The organism is Pseudomonas sp. 18058, from assembly GCF_902706155.1.
Classification (GTDB): Bacteria; Pseudomonadota; Gammaproteobacteria; order Pseudomonadales; family Pseudomonadaceae; genus Aquipseudomonas; species Aquipseudomonas rustica.
Window position 1 is genome coordinate 1 of sequence record NZ_CACSJY010000046.1, and the last position, 17,253, is coordinate 17,253.

A 17,253-nucleotide genomic window follows, 5' to 3' on the forward strand; every position below is an offset into this window, starting at 1 on the left:
CGGTGGATCAGCTACCGGAGATGTCGTCTGACACAACGCCTTCGCGAGCAAGCCCGCTCCCACAATGATTCTGGGTATTTCCTGTATCCCGTGATCAACACAATCCTCCTGTAGGAGTGAGCCTGCTCGCGATAGCGGTGTGTCAGTTGGCAAATAGGTGGCTGACACTCCGCTATCGCGAGCATGCTCACTCCTACAGGGGATTGGGATGATCCTCTGAATGTAAAAAGCCCCCGCCATCGTGAGATGGCGGGGGCTTTTTTAAGGACGCTTCAGATCACTCTTCCGCGACCTGGCTCGCCGCCTGACGCTTCTCGATCAAGTCCACCAAGCGCTTCGCCAGCGCCGGGTAGTTCTCGTCGAAGTGGTGGCCGCCGGGCAGTTTCACTGCTTCACCGACTGCGGTCTTGTCGGTGCAACCACTTTCATCCGCCTCTTCTTCGCCATAGATGCAGATCACCTTGGCCGGTGGCAACTTGGCCATTTCCGGGCCAGTGGCGGCTTCTTTGCCGGCGTTGCCCAGCCAGCCCTCGACTTCGATTTCGAAGCTGCCGGTGCGGGCGAAGGCGAGCAGGATGATGGCGTCTACGCGTTGCTGCTCGGTGTCCGGCAGGCGGTTGTAGATTGCCGGCAGAACGTCTGCACCGAACGAATAACCGGTGAGGATGAAGCGCTTGGTGCCCCATTTTTGCCGGTAGTGCTGCATTAATTCACTCAGATCCAGTGCGCTTTGCTCCGGGCTCTTGTGCTGCCAGTAGTAGCGCAGGGTGTCGATGCCGACCACCGGGTAGCCGATCTTGGCCATTTCACCGGCCACATCGCGGTCGAGGTCGCGCCAGCCGCCGTCACCGGAGAGGAACAGGGTGACAGTGTCTTTGGCCTGACCGGCCGGCACTTCAACCACCGGAATCGCCAGGCCGCCGTTAGCCTTGTCGCCGCCAACGAGGATTTTGCGCAGTTCGTTGTTCAGCACTTGCGGCAGGTTGATGTCGTAGTCGCTGATGCTGGTTTCGGCGTTCGGTTGATCGCGCACGAAACCTGCGCTGGCGTCGTCCGGGTTGTCGTTCCACGCTGCCAGCCAGTGGCCGTGGGCAGCGGATTTCGGCAGCAGGTGCGTGCAGCCACCTTTTTCCAGTGCCAGGTCGACGGAAATGGCCTGGGCCTTGTCGTCTTTCTGTTCCGCCAGCCAGCGCCAGGCCAGCACGGCGCCCGGGCCGATGCCGCTGACCAGAGTGGCCGGGCCGTTCAGCTCGCGCAGACCGGTTTGCAGGGCGCGGCTTTGTTGCAGGCAGTCCTTGGGCAGAATCACCTGAACGATCTGCGCCGAGGCAGTGCGGCTCAGGGTGGTCAGTTGATTGTCGGTCAGCTTCTGCTCGCTATTGACCGCCACCAGCACCTGCGCCTTGGGCTTGGTGCCGGGGATGATGCGGGTCAACACGGTGCCGTCGGCTGCCGTAATGGGTTCGAGCGTCGGTTCCGGTGCCGGGCGTTTGAGGTACCAGTAACCGCCGCCGGCAATCACGGCCAGCACGATCAGTGCGGCCAGGATGTACTTCAGGGAGCGTTGAATCATCAGCGTTTCACCAATCCAGTCAAGCCGCCCGCGATCAGGGCAGCAGTGTCGGCCAGCGCCACCAACGGATCGAGTCCGGCGGGCACGGCCATATAACGGGGTTCCCAGTCAGGCTGGAACTTGTCTTTGAAGCGGCGCAAGCCTTGGAAGTTGTACAGCTGCTCACCACGGCGGAATACCATCGAGCCCAGACGCTGGGTCAGCGGTGCACCACGGCGGGGTTGCAACCCCGACAACGGCACCATGCCCAGGCTGAAACGCGCGTATCCGTGACTCTTATAATGTTGAATCAGGCCGACCATCATGAATTCCATGGTCAACTTCGGCGCGTCCGGGTGCGCGCGCATCAGGTCGAGACTGGCCAGATCATGGCTGAACGTCTCAAGCAAGTTGGCGAACGCCACTGGGCGACCTTCGAAGCGAATCACCGCGATGCGGAAATGCTTCAGGTATTCGTCGCTGAAACGGCCGAGGGAGAAACCTTTCTCGCGCACGTTCTTACCGGTCAGCCAGGCATCGGAAATCACTTTCAGCTCATCCATTGGCGCCTGGCCCGGCTCGTGGATCTCCAGCGACAGACCGTCGCGGGTGCCTCGGTTCCAGGTGTAACGCAGATCCTTCATCTCTTTGCCCTTGGCTTCCAGGTCAAAGCGATGCAGATCGACGCGGGCTTCTTCGCCGAGCTTGATCGCGGTCAGGCCGATGTCCATGTAGTACGGCAGGTTCTCCGCGCGAACCTGATAGAACACCGGGCGCGCATGGTAGATGTCGCAGAGGTCGCGGAACTGCCAAATCATTTCTGCGCGTTGCTGGCCTGGGCCGATCGGGTCGTACAGCGCCACCAGACTGCGGCCACGGCGGGCGTACATCAGAAACGCCTCGTCGTTGGGGTGGAACAGCAGCGCCTTGTCACCGGTCAGCGCGAGGCCGCCGTCGGGTTGCGAAGAGGCCATCAAAATCTTCGAGGCGCGCTCCAGTTCATCCGGCGTCGGCAAGTGAATCACCGGGCGCGCAGTGCGCAGCAGCCAGGTCAGAGCGATCACCAGCAACAACACCGCAGCGCCAAGCAGCGAACGCAAACCACGCGGTGCATCAGCGTCAAGGGTGAACTGCCACCACAGCTGATGGCTGTAAGGAACGTCCTGATAGGCGAACAGCAGCAGCCACGTCGATGCACCGAGAACGCACAGGCTGGCGACCAGATACAGCGGCGAAAACGGCAATTCGGTCAGGCGGCTCGGGCGGTAGAACGAGCGACGGAAAACCCCCAGCAACGCGGCGGTGAGGGTCATCAGTGTGGCTTCTTCCCAGTCGAAGCCTTTAAGCAGCGAGAGCAGGGCGCCGACCAGCAACAGAATGGTGGTCAGCATCCATGCAGCCGACAGGCGACGGCGCAGACCCTGGGCGAGCATCAGGCACAACACGCCAATCAGGCTGGCGCCGAAGTGCGAAGCGTCGACCAGGCGATGTGGAATCAGAAAACCAATGTGCTCAAGACGCGTGTCGATTTCAGGAGTGGCGCCAGAAAACAGCAGCACCACACCCGATAAGAACACCAGCACCGCAAGGATCGGCGCGGCCAGACCCGAGGCAGCGCGCATTGTTTGCGATTGAAACAGGCGCTGACCTTCGTTGATCAGTAGCACCACGCAGGCCACCAGCAACGGCAGCACTACGTAGATCAGGCGATACAGCAGCAGGGCTGCGGCCAGTGGTGCGGCGCCGAGTTTGTCGGCAAACGCTGCCAGCAGAATCGCTTCGAACACGCCAACGCCGCCAGGCACATGGCTGAGCACGCCAGCGGCAAGGGCGAGCAGATACACCAGCAGGAACGCGCCAAACGGTGGCGCTTCGGGCAGCAGCAGATACAGCACGGTCGCGGCGGCGGCGACGTCGAGTGCGGTGATGATCAGTTGCAGAAAGGTCAGACGGCGACCCGGCAGGCGCAAGGTGCGGCGACCGACCCGAACCAGCAGGTTGTCACGCAGTGGTTGTTCCGGCAGACGCCGACGATAGATGCCGATAGCCAATACCGCGCCAAGCAACAGGACGACAGCGGCAACTGTGCCGAGCAGACCTTCGGACAGACCGAGTGCCGCAGAGGCAGCCGGCAGGTCGCTCAGCGTCGCAAGTGCAGCCAGTGGCGGCAGGGCGCAACCCAGCGACAGGCTGGCGAACAGGGTCATGTGCGCGACTTCCGCCGCCCCCAGACCATGCCGTGCATATAAACGATAGCGAACCGAGCCGCCGGACAGCAGCGACAGGCCAATGGCGTTGCCAATCGCAAACGCGGTGAACCCGCCCATCGCCAGAGTACGCGGCGGCAAGGTCACGCCGGCATAGCGGCTGGCCGACCATTCATAGCCGAGCAGAATAATGAAGCCGACCACCGTCGCACCGAAAGCGCCGAGCAGGGCGGGTTTCGGTACCTCGAGAATCGAGTCGTGCAGAGCGTCGAGATCAAGCTCGGCCAATAGATGGCGACAGGCAATCAGCGCAATGGCGAACAGCAGCAACGTAACGGCCAGACCAATTGGCTGACGGTATTTGCTCAAACGATCCAGCAAGCGCAAACGCTCGGGCTTGATCGGATGTTCCGCTGTGACGGTGTCTTGTGGATCAGACGAGTTGGCGCGCATCAATCACCTCTTGGATTGTGCGCGACAGGATGGAGGTATCCAGCCAAGTTACCAATCCCTGTAGAAAAAAATAATCACAAAATACTACGCCTCTCACCGGGTATCGGCGAGGGCAGTTCCTGGATTGCAGACGTCGTGCCTGCGACACAAGCATAGTCGCAAGTCGGCGAGTCTGAAGATCCCAAGCGTTCACTGCACGGTGACAGATCATTGTTGCGAAAGGACTTTTTCAACAGATACAAAAAAGGCCACTCTTTCGAGTAGCCTTTTTTGATGTTTGGTTGCGGGAGCCGGATTTGAACCGACGACCTTCGGGTTATGAGCCCGACGAGCTACCAGACTGCTCCATCCCGCGTCTGTGTGGCGGCATTCTACAGAGGAACGACGGGGTGTCAACCGCTATTCCCGTAAAGGGTCAAATAAGTGTGCAATCGCGTCAAACGGTCGCAGGTCGCGCCTAAGTTTCGGAAATGCAACGAATTCCTGTTTGGCGATCGCTTCCTTATAAGTAGAAGAAATCTGCAAAACAGACGCGCACAAAAAAGGCCACTCTTTCGAGTAGCCTTTTTTGATGTTTGGTTGCGGGAGCCGGATTTGAACCGACGACCTTCGGGTTATGAGCCCGACGAGCTACCAGACTGCTCCATCCCGCGTCTGTGTGTCGGCATTCTACAGAGGATCGCCGGGGTGTCAACCCGCAATCTGGATAAAATCTGTTGAGGTTCAATCGGTTAGCGCTTTTTGCAGTGCCTGAAAAGGCGTGCAGGGCAGGTGGCACAAGGGTTTCAGCTCTATCGAATGGCTTCTTTCGATTGAGAAAATAAATTCATCGGCCTTTTCCTACGTGTCGAAAAGAACATTCTTACCACTGGTGCTATATACAGGTGTCAGTGAGATACTGCCGATCCGGCTCGCCATGTTTCCTTTTCTGTCATGACTCAGCGAAAAATCATCCACGTCGACTGTGACTGTTTCTACGCCGCCATCGAGATGCGTGATGACCCGAACCTCGCCGGCAAGCCTTTGGCGGTAGGCGGTTCTGCGGATCGGCGCGGTGTCATCGCCACCTGCAACTACGAGGCGCGGGCCTATGGCGTACGCTCGGCGATGTCGTCGGGGCATGCCTTGAAGCTGTGCCCGGATCTGACCATCGTCAAGCCGCGCATGGACGCCTATCGCGAAGCCTCGAAAGAAATTCATGTGATTTTCAGCGATTACACCGACCTGATCGAACCGCTGTCGCTGGATGAGGCATATCTGGATGTCTCGGACAGTGCGCATTTCGGCGGCAGCGCCACGCGTATTGCTCAAGACATCCGTCGACGCGTCTCCAATCAGTTGCATATCACCGTGTCGGCGGGCGTGGCGCCGAACAAGTTTCTGGCGAAGATCGCCAGCGACTGGAAAAAACCCAATGGTTTGTTCGTGATCACCCCGGATCAGGTCGAGGACTTCGTCAGCGGTTTGCCGGTGAGCAAGCTGCACGGCGTCGGCAAGGTCACCGCCGACAAGCTGGGCAGGCTCGGCATCGTCGACTGCTCGCAATTGCGCGAGTGGGGCAAGTTGGCGCTGGTGCGCGAATTCGGCAGTTTCGGCGAGCGAATGTGGAGCCTGGCGCGTGGGATTGATGATCGTCTGGTGCACAACGACAGTCGGCGTCAGTCAATCAGCGTGGAAAATACCTACGACGTTGATCTGCCGGATCTGCGCAGTTGCCTGGATAAATTGCCGGAGCTGCTGGAAACCCTGAAAACCCGCATGGCACGCATCGACAGCAGTTATCGACCGGGCAAGCCGTTCGTCAAAGTGAAGTTTCATGACTTTACCCAGACCACGCTGGAACAGGCCGGGGCAGGGCGGGACTTGGGCAGTTATCAGCTGATGCTGACGCAGGCGTTCAATCGCGGCGGGAAACCGGTGCGGTTGTTGGGGGTTGGGGTGAGGCTGGAGGATTTGCGCGGTGGGTTTGAGCAGATGGAGTTGTTTGAACGGTAAAAGTCAAAAGATCGCAGCCTTCGGCAGCTCCTACAGGAGAACGCGTTCCATGTAGGAGCTGCCGAAGGCTGCGATCTTGTATGAGGCCTTAATTCGGCCCCGGATCCGCCACCAGACGCCCGGCATCCTTGGTCAAAGACTTGAGAAATTCAGTCTGCAACTCAGGATCGTTGCGCGTCAGTTCGATCAGGCTTTGTTCCAGTTCGCTGGCTTCTTCTTCCAGACCCAGTTCCGACAGACGTTTGACCCGGTGTACCCACTGGCTCACTTCGTCGTCTTCCAGGTCGTCGTAAATCAAGCCGTGCGCTTCGAGCAACTTGCCACGCAAGTGGCTGCTGATCGCCAGGGACGAGTCGGAATGCACGTCATCCTTGGCGTCCTCGACGCTGATCTGCAGTTTGCCGACGTAATTGAGGTCATGCTCAGCGAATGGGCTGTCGAGCAGGTTCACACGCAGCACGCCGTTGCGGTCGGTGGTCATGTCGAAGGTCTGTTTGCCAGCCTTGACCTGCACCGGCCGCTCGCTCCACGGCAGGCTCGAATACTCCGTGCGCTTGTCGCGCTGGACTTCATCGATACCGGCCAGGTTCTGCTGCGCACGGCCGTTGGACTGCACGTTCATGAACGGGTTGAGCCCGGCAAAACCGTAACTCAGCCAATCCTTGGTCACGCTGTCCGGCAGATTGCCGAGGGCAAACACGTTGACCACGTTGGCGCCGACACCACCGACCACCGCCACCACGCCCAGCGGAATCTCGTAGACCTCGCGCCAAGGCTGGTAAGGCGTGTAGCGATCGTAACGACGTGTCACTTCGAACTCGGTGACTTCAAAGGTCTTCTGTTCGTTGATCTTCACGCGTCGCTGCGGCAGCTCAAGCTCCTTAGGCTCACCGACATCAATCTGCAGGCTGTGGTCGAGCAATTTACGCTCGACCCGCTCTTCGTGCTCGCTGCGCTGTGACATGTGATTGGCACAGCCGCTGACCAGCAGGGCACCGCACAGGGCGGTGCCACCGAGGCCTAAGGTGTTTCGCTTGAACATGACGTCTCTATCTGGTTTCAGCGGCGGATACGGGCCTGAAGGAAGGACAGTACGTCGGCGACCGGCAGTGCTTGCGCTTCGCCTTCGGTACGACTCTTGTATTCCAGGTTACCTTCGGCGAGGCCGCGGTCACTGACCACGATCCGGTGAGGAATGCCGATCAGCTCCATGTCCGCGAACTTGATGCCCGGGCTAGTTTTTTTGTCGCGATCATCCAGCAGCACTTCGAAGCCGGCCGCTGTCAGTTCGGCGTACAGCTTGTCGGTGGCTTCGCGCACCTGCTCGGTTTCATAACGCAGCGGTACCAGTGCGATCTGGAACGGCGCCAAAGTGTCGCTCCAGATGATGCCGTTGGCGTCGTTGTTCTGCTCGATGGCCGCCGCCACCACGCGGGAAACGCCGATGCCGTAGCAACCCATTTCGAGGGTGACTGGCTTGCCGTTCTCGCCCAGCACTTCGCACTTCATCGCCTTGCTGTACTTGTTGCCCAGCTGGAAGATGTGCCCGACTTCGATGCCGCGTTTGATTTCCAGCGTGCCTTTGCCGTCCGGGCTTGGATCGCCGGCGACCACGTTACGCAGGTCAGCCACGGTCGGAACCGGCAGATCACGCTCCCAGTTCACGCCGAAGTAGTGCTTGTCGTCGATATTCGCGCCGATGCCGAAGTCGCTCATCAGTTCGACCGAACGGTCGATGATGATTGGCAGCGGCAGGTTCAGCGGGCCGAGCGAACCGGCGCCGGCGCCAATGGCGTCACGCAGTTCGGCGTCGGTGGCCATGACCAGCGGGCTGGCCACGCCAGGTTGCTGGGCAGCCTTGATTTCGTTGAGTTCGTGGTCGCCACGGATCACCAGCGCGATCAGCTTGCCTTCTTCTTCGGCGCGCACGATCAGGGTCTTGATGGTCTTTTCAATCGGCAGATTGAATTTTTCCACCAGCGCCGCGATGGTTTTGGTGTCAGGCGTATCGACCAGACGCAGCTCTTCAGTCGCAGCGGCGCGCGAGGTTTCGCGTGGCACGGCTTCGGCTTTTTCGATGTTCGCTGCGTAGTCGGAACCGTTGCTGAAAACGATGTCGTCTTCGCCGGATTCGGCCAGTACGTGGAACTCGTGCGAACCTGCACCGCCGATCGAACCGTTGTCGGCTTCCACCGGACGGAATTTCAGACCCAGACGCGTGAAGATGTTGCAGTAGGCTTCATGCATGCGGTCGTAGGTGATCTGCAGCGATGCCTGATCCGCGTGGAAGGAGTAGGAGTCCTTCATGATGAATTCGCGGCCACGCATCAAACCGAAGCGTGGACGGATCTCGTCACGGAATTTGGTCTGGATCTGGTACAGGTTGATTGGCAGCTGTTTGTAGCTGCTCAACTCGTTGCGCATCAGATCGGTGATCACTTCTTCGTGGGTCGGGCCCGCGCAGAAATCACGACCGTGGCGGTCTTTGATGCGCAGCAGCTCAGGGCCGTATTCTTCCCAGCGCCCCGATTCCTGCCACAGCTCGGCCGGTTGGGTGCTCGGCATCAACACTTCCAGAGAGCCGGCAGCGTTCATTTCTTCACGAACGATGGCTTCAACCTTGCGCATTACTCGCAAGCCCATCGGCAGCCAGGTGTACAGGCCCGAGGCGAGTTTGCGGATCATGCCGGCGCGCAGCATCAGCTGGTGGCTGATCACGACCGCGTCGGAAGGCGTTTCTTTCTGTGTGGCGAGCAAAAATTGACTGGTGCGCATGGTTGGCCGTTGTCGGTTGCTATGACTGGAAATGACGGAGCAGTGTACCGGCGACTTTTGCTGACGTACAGGCGTGTGGCCGGTGGAGAGGTTCAATGGCGGGATTCCTCCCGCCATTGACGAAATGTCTTACGACTCTTCCGCGACGGGCGTCGGGACGGGCTCGGGCGTAGGTGTCGGGCCTTCGCGGCGACTTTCCTGGAACCAGTGCAGGGCGATCAGCACCAGCGTCGGCACACCGAGCAACGCGGTGATCAGGAAGAAGTTGTGGTAACCGAACTTCTCCACCATCACCCCGGAATAGCCGCCGATCAGGCGCGGCAGCAGGAGCATGATCGAGCTGAGCAGGGCGTATTGCGTCGCGGAGAACTTCAGGTTGGTCAGGCTCGACAGGTAGGCGACAAACGCCGACGTCGCCAGACCCGAACTGAAGTTGTCGAGGGAGATGGTCACCACCAGCATCTTCAGGTTCGGGCCCATATCGGCGAGCATCAGGAATAGCAGGTTGGTGCCTGCCGAGGCGGCGCCGCCGATCAGCAGAATCGGCAGAATGCCGAAACGCACGATCAACAGGCCGCCCATGCCGGCGCCGACGAGTGTCATGATCAGGCCGAAAATCTTGCTGACGCTGGCGATCTGATCCTTGGTGAAGCCCTGATCGATGTAGAACACGTTGGCCATTACGCCCATCACCGTGTCCGACATCCGGTAGGTCGCGATCAAACCGAGCAACAGCAGTGCCTGCCAGCGATAACGCAGGATGAAGTCGTTGACCGGCGTCAGCACCGGCGCCAGGCCACGGCGACCCATGGTCGACAGGCACAGACCGGTCAGCAGCGTATAGAGGATGGCGCGCAGGAAGGCGCGGTCTTCGAGCAGCAGATCGAGCGGACTCATGCTGCCGAACAGCACGCTGGCGAAATCGGTGTTGTACAGCTGGGTGAACATCGCCGGCACGGACACGAGCAAGACGATCAGCACGAACACCGACATCAATTGATGCATGAACGTATAGCGCCCGGCCTGCAATTGCGTGCGCAGCGGCACCGGCGGTTCGCGCATGAACAGCGTAGTGAGCAGGGCAGGGATCATCAACGCGCCGAACAACACATAAGTGCCGGTCCACGCCGAGTGCTTGTAGTTGAAACCGGTAGAGCCGAAGCCTTCGGCAAAAAACAATGCGCCGGCGGTGGCGAGCAGGGCGGCGACGCGGTAGCCGGACATGTAGCTGGCGGCGAGTGCAGCCTGACGATTGTCGTCGGCGATTTCCAGTCGATAGGCGTCGACCGCAATGTCTTGGGTAGCGGAAGCGAAGGCGACGACCACGGCAATCGCGATCAACCAGGACAGGTGCTTCTGCGGATCACAGAAACCCATGCCGATCAGGCCAAGGATCACCAAAACTTGTGAGAGCACCAGCCAGGAGCGGCGTCGGCCAAGCTTGCCGAGCAACGGCAGGCGCCATTGGTCGAGCAGCGGTGACCAGACCCATTTGAACGCATAGGCCAGGCCGATGAGGCTTGCGTAGCCAATCGTTTCACGGGCTACGCCCGCTTCACGTAGCCAGACGGAAAGCGTTGAAAACACCAGCATGTACGGCAGGCCGGCGGCGAAACCGAGCAACAACAGCACGAGCGTCGAAGGACTGGCATAAGCAGCTAGCGCGGCGCGCCAGGTTTTACGGGGCATGGGCTGAAGTCTGCCTCAAGATTGCGAAAACAAAGCGCGCACTCTAACCGCTGTGCTCTACCGGACGCCAGCCATGGCGCTGAATATCCACACGATTATTCTGGACGGTGATGCCTTCCACGCGCAAACGCGCCCGTTGTTCATCGCCCGACGGGCTGCCCACCGGCAAACTGATACGACCGCCGGCGCCCAATACACGGTGCCAGGGCAGTTTGGTATCACCAGGCAACTGACTCAATACGCGGCCGACCCAGCGGGCGGCGCGCCCCAACCCGGCCAGTTCGGCTAACTGACCATAGCTGACGACTTTGCCTTCGGGCACTTGGGCGAGTGTCGAGTAGAGCGCCGTGCGTCGGATTTGCGCTTCGCTGTCCCCTTCGAGGTTCGGGTCTTTCACGTACGGAGTTCCTGAACTTGATCGTATCGAGGCTCTAAGCGTAATCCCTCGTCGTGCAGTTGAGAAATGAACTCAATAGAAATAGTCCGGTCAGTCCTTGTCAGGGTCTTATTCCTACGGATAATGCCCACCTTTTTTCGCAAACTTGAGCCCTCGATTCGCTTATGTTGTCCAGAACCTTGCTGTGCCTTGCTGTTTTCAGTGCGTCCACGCCCCTGCTTGCCGACACCGTCTGGTTGAAGAACGGTGACAAGTTGAGCGGCACCATTTCCCTGTTCGACGGCGGCAAACTGTTGATTCAGACCAAGTACGCCGGAGCAGTCACGATCGACTGGAAAGAGGTCAAGACCCTTGAGAGCGATCAGCACCTGTTGGTCAAACAGGATGCCTACACCGGCGAAGTCTCCAAGTCGCTGACGGCGGCGGAAGACGGCAAGGTCACCCTGGCCAACGGCGAGGCGCCAAAAACTGTCGAGCTGGCGAGCATTCAGCAGATTCTCAAGCCGAAACCGGTGGTCGAGGATCTGGTCTGGAAGGGCAATGTCGACCTGGCAATGGATTATCAGCGCGCGGAAAAAGACACCGACGATTACGACATCGATTTCAAAACCTCCGCGCGTCACGGTCGCTGGCGTCACACCGCCGAGGGCGAGTACAACCGCGAAGTGCAGGACGACGAAGTCACCACCAACAACTGGCGCGCTGAATACTCCCTCGACCGCTTCCTGACCGATAAGTGGTTCTGGCAGGGGCGCCTGAATTACAAGCGCGACCATGTTGAAGACCTGTCGCGTCAGCGCGTGGTCGGTACCGGTCCGGGTTACCAGTTCTGGGATGACGAGTTGGGCGCGTTCTCGCTCGGTTCGCTGCTCAACCGTACCGATTACGAATACAGCGATGGCGGCAAGGACAATTTCTATTCGGTCGCGATGAAGTGGGATTACAACCGTTACCTGATCGGCAAGAAGGTCGAGTTCTTCACCAATGGCGAGTTTGGCAAGCCGTTGTCGGGTGTCGCGGATTACGCGCTGGATGCCGAGATGGGCCTGCGCTACAAGGTTACTGAATGGGCGTCTCTGAATTTGAAAGCTGAGCGCGACATTATCAGTGGTACCGATGATGCGGATTTGAGCAAGACCCGCTATACCGCTGGGTTTGGCGTTGCCTGGTAACGTTTAAAGCAAAAGATCGCAGCCTTCGGCAGCTCCTGCACGGATTGTGTGGGGCTGCTGAAGGCTGCGATCTTTTTTTTTGCGCCTGAAAAACAGACGCCCACAAAAAAGCCCCGCTTTTAAGGGCGGGGCTCTTTTCTAAAGAAGCTACAAGTTAGATAACTTGTACTTCCTCAGCTTGCATGCCTTTCTGACCGCGGGTAGCGATGAAAGAAACCTGTTGGCCTTCTTTCAGGCTTTTGAAGCCGTCGGATTGGATAGCTTTGAAGTGAACGAACAGGTCGTCACCGGATTGTGGAGTGATGAAGCCGAAGCCTTTTTCATCGTTGAACCACTTAACGGTACCGGTTTGGCGATTAGACATGGTGTAACTCCTTGAACAAAGATAACTGCGACACAGGAAGAACCCTGGCCGAGACTGAGTGCAAAGAGCAGGAAAAATTCTTGTAGATGGTTGGATCGAAATTCAACATATCGTGTAGAGATTCTCAGTGACACAAGCAGCACAGTGGCGCCACCTTAACCCTTTTTCCGGAACGTGCCAATGCTTCTTGCGAAGGTTTCTAAGATTTAGGGATCAGCGGTGTGACAGTTCGTCGCCAGCGCGCGTAAATACGGGGTGTTCGGCGAGAATTGCAGCGCGCACTTTGAAGAGGGCGGCGCGCCCGGTAAGATGCCGGACAGAATTTTTCCACCTCGCTATTCAGGACACCCCGCCATGAGCATCAAATCGGACAAGTGGATTCGCCGCATGGCGCAGGAACACGGCATGATCGAACCTTTCGTCGAGCGCCAGGTGCGCGGCAGCGACGAGAGCCGGGTCATCTCCTACGGTGTCTCGAGCTACGGCTACGATGTGCGCTGCACCAATCATTTCAAGGTGTTCACCAACATCAACTCGTCGATCGTCGATCCGAAAAACTTCGATCCGGGCAGCTTCGTCGACGTCCACAGTGATGTCTGCATTATTCCGCCGAACTCCTTCGCCCTGGCCAGCACCGTTGAATACTTCCGCATTCCGCGCAACGTATTGACCATCTGCCTGGGTAAAAGCACCTACGCACGCTGCGGCATCATCGTTAACGTGACGCCGCTCGAGCCTGAGTGGGAAGGTCACGTGACGCTGGAATTCTCCAACACCACCAACCTGCCGGCGAAAATCTACGCCAACGAAGGTGTGGCACAGATGCTCTTCCTCGAATCCGATGAAGAATGTGAAGTTTCCTACAAGGATCGCGGCGGCAAGTACCAGGGCCAACGTGGCGTAACGCTGCCACGTACCTGAGTCGTCCATCCGGCGGATGCCGGGAATTCTTTGGCGGGCAGACACTCTATGGGGTGTACTGCCCGTTTTTGTTTCAGCAAATGCGGGCCTTCGCCGAGGAGTGCTTTATGAAGATCGATCCGCATATCACTGCCGAACTGGCAAGGCTTGAGCCCAATCAGATTGGCGTATTGGCCTGGTCCTTGTTGGCACACCCGCCTATCAACATGGCCGGCGGAATTCCTGGTCAGCCTGATCCAGATACCCCCAATGAGCAACCGACCGAGCCGGGCGAGCCAACACTTCCGGACGAGCCACCACCGGCGCCAGTTGCCTGATTAATTACCTGCTTTTGTAGGAGCAGAGCTTGCTCGCGAAGCGATTTGTCTGATTCATCGATTTTGATTGGACGAACGCTTTCGCGAGCAAGCTTTGCTCCTACAAGGGCGGGTGTGATTAGTTGATGGGCCAGATTTCGTTGTCGCCGGTGACGAAGATTCGGCATTGGTCATCTTTTTCGACCGGATAACCGCCCGTAAACGCTCCGAATGCCGGTAGCAGGCTGATTCGCTCGCCCAGTCTGAAACAGGCTAGTCGTAAACTTTGCCGCCCTTTGCCAAACAATCGGTAAACAGGGTGGACGTGGCCGGCCAATACATGCCGTTCCGGATGCGGATCAGGCTCGTGTTGAAGCGCAAACGGCCCTAAAAGCAGCGGCTCTGGCACCACGCGAATGTTTAGCGACGCAGGCGGATCCCCTGCGCGTTTATCGTGATTGCCGCGAATCAACGTCATCGGCAGATCCGCATGACGCTCACGCCATTGCGCCAGCGCATTCAGCGTACCCACCGCATGCGAGCCCGGCCCGTGCAGGAAATCCCCCAGAAAGATCAGTTGCCGACACGGCAGCACCGCCAACAATCGGTCGATCACCGCAATGTTGCTCGCCGTCGTTCCCTGGGGCACCGGTTGTCCGAGGCTGCGATAGGCCGCGGCTTTGCCAAAATGCACATCGGCGATCAACAACGCCTCTTGCGCTGGCCAGTAGAGCGCCTTTTCCGGAAGTAACCACAACTCCTCGCCGGCCAAACGCACGGGATACGCCGCGTTCATGACGATTTACCGTTGTCGGCAGACTTCTCCAGATCACCGACCATGCGCCTGATCCGGTCGGCGAGTTTTTCCGAGCTCATGCTTTCGCGCATGCGTTCCACCAGCAGCGGGAACCCGAGCGGCGTAGGACGTTTGATTTGATGCACATCGAGTTTCATCCCGTTGATCCGCTCCAGTGTCTGTTCCAACCGACGAATATCCAGTTCTTCGCGTAGGACTTCTTCCCCGGCCTGGGCGAGCAACAGGTTGTCGGCGTCATATTGTTTGAACACTTGAAAAAACAATCCGCTCGAAGCCTGCACCTGCCGGGTACTTTTCGGCGCGCCGGGATAGCCGGCGAATACCAGCCCGGCGATTCGGGCGATTTCGCGAAAACGGCGCAAGGCCAATTCACCGGCATTGAGACTGGCGAGCACATCAGCCAAAAGATCCGCAGGGTCGAGCAGCTCGGCATTGATGTGCTGCGACCAATCCACCGGCGTGGCACTGAGCAGCTCCAGCCCGTAATCATTCACCGCGATGGAAAAGGTCACCGGTTGGCGCTGGCTGACGCGCCACGCCAACAGGCTCGCCAGCCCCAGATGCACCTGGCGCCCGGCGAACGGGTAGAGGAAAAGGTGCCAGCCTTCGCGGGATTTCAGTACCTCCGCCAGCAGATTATTAACCGTCGGCAAGCCTGACCAACGTGCCTGAGTCTCAAGCAGCGGGCGCAGCGCCTGCATTTCCGGGCCGACGAACTCACCTTCGGCGGCTGCACTAAACCGCGCAACCACCGCTTGCGCGAGTTCATTGGAGAGCGGCATCCGCCCGCCATTCCAGCGTGGCACTGCCGCTTTTTTCACGGTGCTGCGTTTGACGTACGCCGTCATGTTTTCCACCCGCACCAATTCCAGCAAACGCCCGGCGAACAGAAAACCATCACCGGGTTTCAATCGGGCGATAAAGCCTTCCTCGACGCTGCCGAGCTGCTTGCCACCGCCGCCCTTGCTCCAGAATTTCAGGTTGATGCTCGCATCGCTGACAATGGTGCCGACGCTCATGCGATGCCGCCGCGCCAGTCGCGCATCGGGCACGCGCCACACGCCGTGCTCATCCGGTTCAACCCGGCGATAATCCGGATAAGCTGTCAGAGACATCCCGCCATGGCGTACGAAAGCCAGCGCCCACGCCCAATCCGCAGGCGTCAGATCACGATAAGCCCACGCCGTGCGGACTTCTTCGTACAGCTCATCCGGTAAAAATCCGCCACCGAGCGCCATGCTGACCAGATGCTGTACCAGCACGTCCAGCGATTGATGTGGCGACAGGCGCGGTTCGATGCGCCGTTGTTCGACGGCGTCGCGCGCGGCAGCGGCTTCGATCAGTTCAAGACTGTGGGTCGGCACCAGCGTCACCCGCGAGGTGCGTCCCGGTGCGTGACCGGAGCGTCCGGCACGCTGCATCAAACGCGCAACGCCTTTGGCCGAGCCGATTTGCAGTACGCGTTCGACCGGTAAAAAATCCACACCGAGATCCAGACTCGACGTGCAGACCACCGCTTTCAACAAACCATTCTTCAAGGCTTTTTCGACCCAGTCACGGGTGTCGCGAGACAGTGAACTGTGATGCAACGCAATCAGTCCGGCCCAGTCCGGCCGTGCTTCCAGCAATGCCTGATACCAGATTTCCGATTGCGCCCGGGTGTTGGTGAACACCAGCGTACTGGCGCAGGCATCAAGCTCGGCGACGACTTGCGGGAGCATCTTCAGACCAATGTGCCCGGCCCACGGAAAACGCTCAATGGACGGTGGGATCAGGGTGTCGACCTTCAGCGTTTTTTCGCTTTGTCCCTGAATACTCACGCCGCCGCCCTGTGGGATCAGTACGTGTTCGGCGTGGGATTGATTACCGAGCGTGGCGGACACCCCCCAGACGATCAGATCAGGCTGCCACCGGCGCAAACGAGCGAGCGCCAGTTGCAGCTGCACGCCGCGTTTGTTGCCAAGTAATTCGTGCCATTCATCGACGACAATCATCTTTAGCGAAGCGAGCGCGGTCTGTGCGTCGGCACGGGCCAGTAGCAGGGTCAGGCTTTCCGGCGTGGTGATCAGCGTGGTTGGCAAACGTCGACCCTGCCGCGCACGTTCGCTGCTGCTGGTGTCACCGGTGCGCAGGCCGATGCTCCACGGGATTTGCAGGTCATCGACGGGTGTTTGCAGGGCGCGCGCGGTGTCGGCGGCAAGTGCCCGCATCGGGGTGATCCACAACACGGTCAGTGGTTCGGCAGGTTGTTTGCGTTTGCGTGGCGGCGCATCGACGGGAACGGTTTTGGCGAATCGATTGAGGGCGGCGAACCATACGGCATAGGTTTTACCGGCGCCGGTGCTGGCGTGCAGCAGACCGGATTCGCCGTTTTTGACGGCCGCCCACACCTGTTTCTGAAAGGCGAAGGGCTTCCAGTTGCGGGCGCTGAACCAGATTTTTGCGAGGTCGAGAGATTTCGCCATGCCGGCTGCGCGCGCTCTGGAGGGGTTCTTCCAGAGACCACGCTGACAAGCGAAAGGTTTAAAAACAACGCGAACCCCTGTAGGAGCTGCCGAAGGCTCGGGCCGCGATCGGACGATCTTTTGATTGTGAAAAACAAGATCAAAAGATCG

At 59.1% G+C, this 17,253-nt stretch carries 13 protein-coding genes and 2 tRNA genes; 4 read left to right on the forward strand and 11 right to left on the reverse strand.

Annotated features, from left to right (window positions below; all coding sequences use genetic code 11):
• Positions 1 to 277 precede the first annotated feature (277 nt).
• From GVL50_RS21505 to GVL50_RS21520, 4 genes are all read right to left on the reverse strand, one after another.
• Entirely contained in the window at positions 278 to 1,573 is a 1,296-nt protein-coding gene (locus tag GVL50_RS21505) for a virulence factor family protein (protein WP_159814998.1), read from the reverse strand.
• Complete coding sequence (gene mprF, locus GVL50_RS21510; protein WP_053117756.1) at positions 1,573 to 4,212, reverse strand: bifunctional lysylphosphatidylglycerol flippase/synthetase MprF; 2,640 nt, start codon at positions 4,210 to 4,212, stop codon at positions 1,573 to 1,575. The genes GVL50_RS21505 and mprF overlap by 1 nt, the downstream gene beginning before the upstream one ends.
• A 278-nt stretch (positions 4,213 to 4,490) precedes the next feature.
• Positions 4,491 to 4,567, reverse strand: a tRNA-Met gene (locus tag GVL50_RS21515).
• A 221-nt stretch (positions 4,568 to 4,788) separates the two neighbouring features.
• Positions 4,789 to 4,865 (reverse strand) — tRNA-Met (locus tag GVL50_RS21520).
• Between the two features lie 280 nt (positions 4,866 to 5,145).
• Here GVL50_RS21520 and dinB point away from each other — a divergent pair.
• Positions 5,146 to 6,207: a DNA polymerase IV gene (gene dinB / locus GVL50_RS21525; protein WP_159814999.1), complete on the forward strand. Its 1,062-nt coding sequence runs from the start codon at positions 5,146 to 5,148 to the stop codon at positions 6,205 to 6,207.
• Positions 6,208 to 6,295: 88 nt separating this feature from the next.
• Here the strand turns inward: dinB and GVL50_RS21530 are convergent, their stop codons facing one another.
• The 4 genes from GVL50_RS21530 to GVL50_RS21545 form a co-directional block, all read right to left on the reverse strand.
• On the reverse strand, positions 6,296 to 7,249 hold the full coding sequence (locus tag GVL50_RS21530) for a hypothetical protein (RefSeq protein ID WP_008083883.1): 954 nt from the start codon (positions 7,247 to 7,249) through the stop codon (positions 6,296 to 6,298).
• 17 nt (positions 7,250 to 7,266) lie between these two features.
• A complete protein-coding gene (locus GVL50_RS21535) occupies positions 7,267 to 8,982 on the reverse strand; it encodes a proline--tRNA ligase (protein ID WP_159815000.1) in 1,716 nt (571 codons plus the stop codon).
• A 129-nt stretch (positions 8,983 to 9,111) separates the two neighbouring features.
• Positions 9,112 to 10,671, reverse strand: coding sequence for an AmpG family muropeptide MFS transporter (locus GVL50_RS21540; protein ID WP_053117762.1), 1,560 nt, complete (start codon positions 10,669 to 10,671; stop codon positions 9,112 to 9,114).
• A 43-nt stretch (positions 10,672 to 10,714) separates the two neighbouring features.
• The gene (locus GVL50_RS21545) at positions 10,715 to 11,068 is read right to left on the reverse strand and encodes an MGMT family protein (RefSeq protein ID WP_159815001.1); all 354 of its coding nucleotides are present in this window, start codon (positions 11,066 to 11,068) and stop codon (positions 10,715 to 10,717) included.
• Positions 11,069 to 11,232: 164 nt separating this feature from the next.
• Here GVL50_RS21545 and GVL50_RS21550 point away from each other — a divergent pair, with 164 nt between their 5' ends.
• Entirely contained in the window at positions 11,233 to 12,240 is a 1,008-nt protein-coding gene (locus GVL50_RS21550; RefSeq protein ID WP_159815002.1) for a DUF481 domain-containing protein, read from the forward strand.
• 154 nt (positions 12,241 to 12,394) lie between these two features.
• On the opposite strand, the gene GVL50_RS21555 is transcribed toward GVL50_RS21550, so the two are convergent.
• Positions 12,395 to 12,604, reverse strand: coding sequence for a cold-shock protein (locus GVL50_RS21555; protein WP_002554837.1), 210 nt, complete (start codon positions 12,602 to 12,604; stop codon positions 12,395 to 12,397).
• 354 nt (positions 12,605 to 12,958) lie between these two features.
• On the opposite strand from GVL50_RS21555, the gene dcd reads away from it, so the two are divergent.
• The gene (gene dcd / locus GVL50_RS21560; protein ID WP_053117768.1) at positions 12,959 to 13,525 is read left to right on the forward strand and encodes a dCTP deaminase; all 567 of its coding nucleotides are present in this window, start codon (positions 12,959 to 12,961) and stop codon (positions 13,523 to 13,525) included.
• Between the two features lie 107 nt (positions 13,526 to 13,632).
• The gene (locus tag GVL50_RS21565) at positions 13,633 to 13,842 is read left to right on the forward strand and encodes a hypothetical protein (RefSeq protein ID WP_053117770.1); all 210 of its coding nucleotides are present in this window, start codon (positions 13,633 to 13,635) and stop codon (positions 13,840 to 13,842) included.
• A 118-nt stretch (positions 13,843 to 13,960) separates the two neighbouring features.
• Here GVL50_RS21565 and pdeM read toward each other — a convergent pair whose 3' ends face one another.
• Complete coding sequence (gene pdeM / locus GVL50_RS21570; protein WP_159815003.1) at positions 13,961 to 14,617, reverse strand: ligase-associated DNA damage response endonuclease PdeM; 657 nt, start codon at positions 14,615 to 14,617, stop codon at positions 13,961 to 13,963.
• The gene (locus GVL50_RS21575; protein WP_159815004.1) at positions 14,614 to 17,103 is read right to left on the reverse strand and encodes a ligase-associated DNA damage response DEXH box helicase; all 2,490 of its coding nucleotides are present in this window, start codon (positions 17,101 to 17,103) and stop codon (positions 14,614 to 14,616) included. Before GVL50_RS21575 ends, pdeM begins: the two co-directional genes overlap by 4 nt.
• Positions 17,104 to 17,253 lie beyond the last annotated feature (150 nt).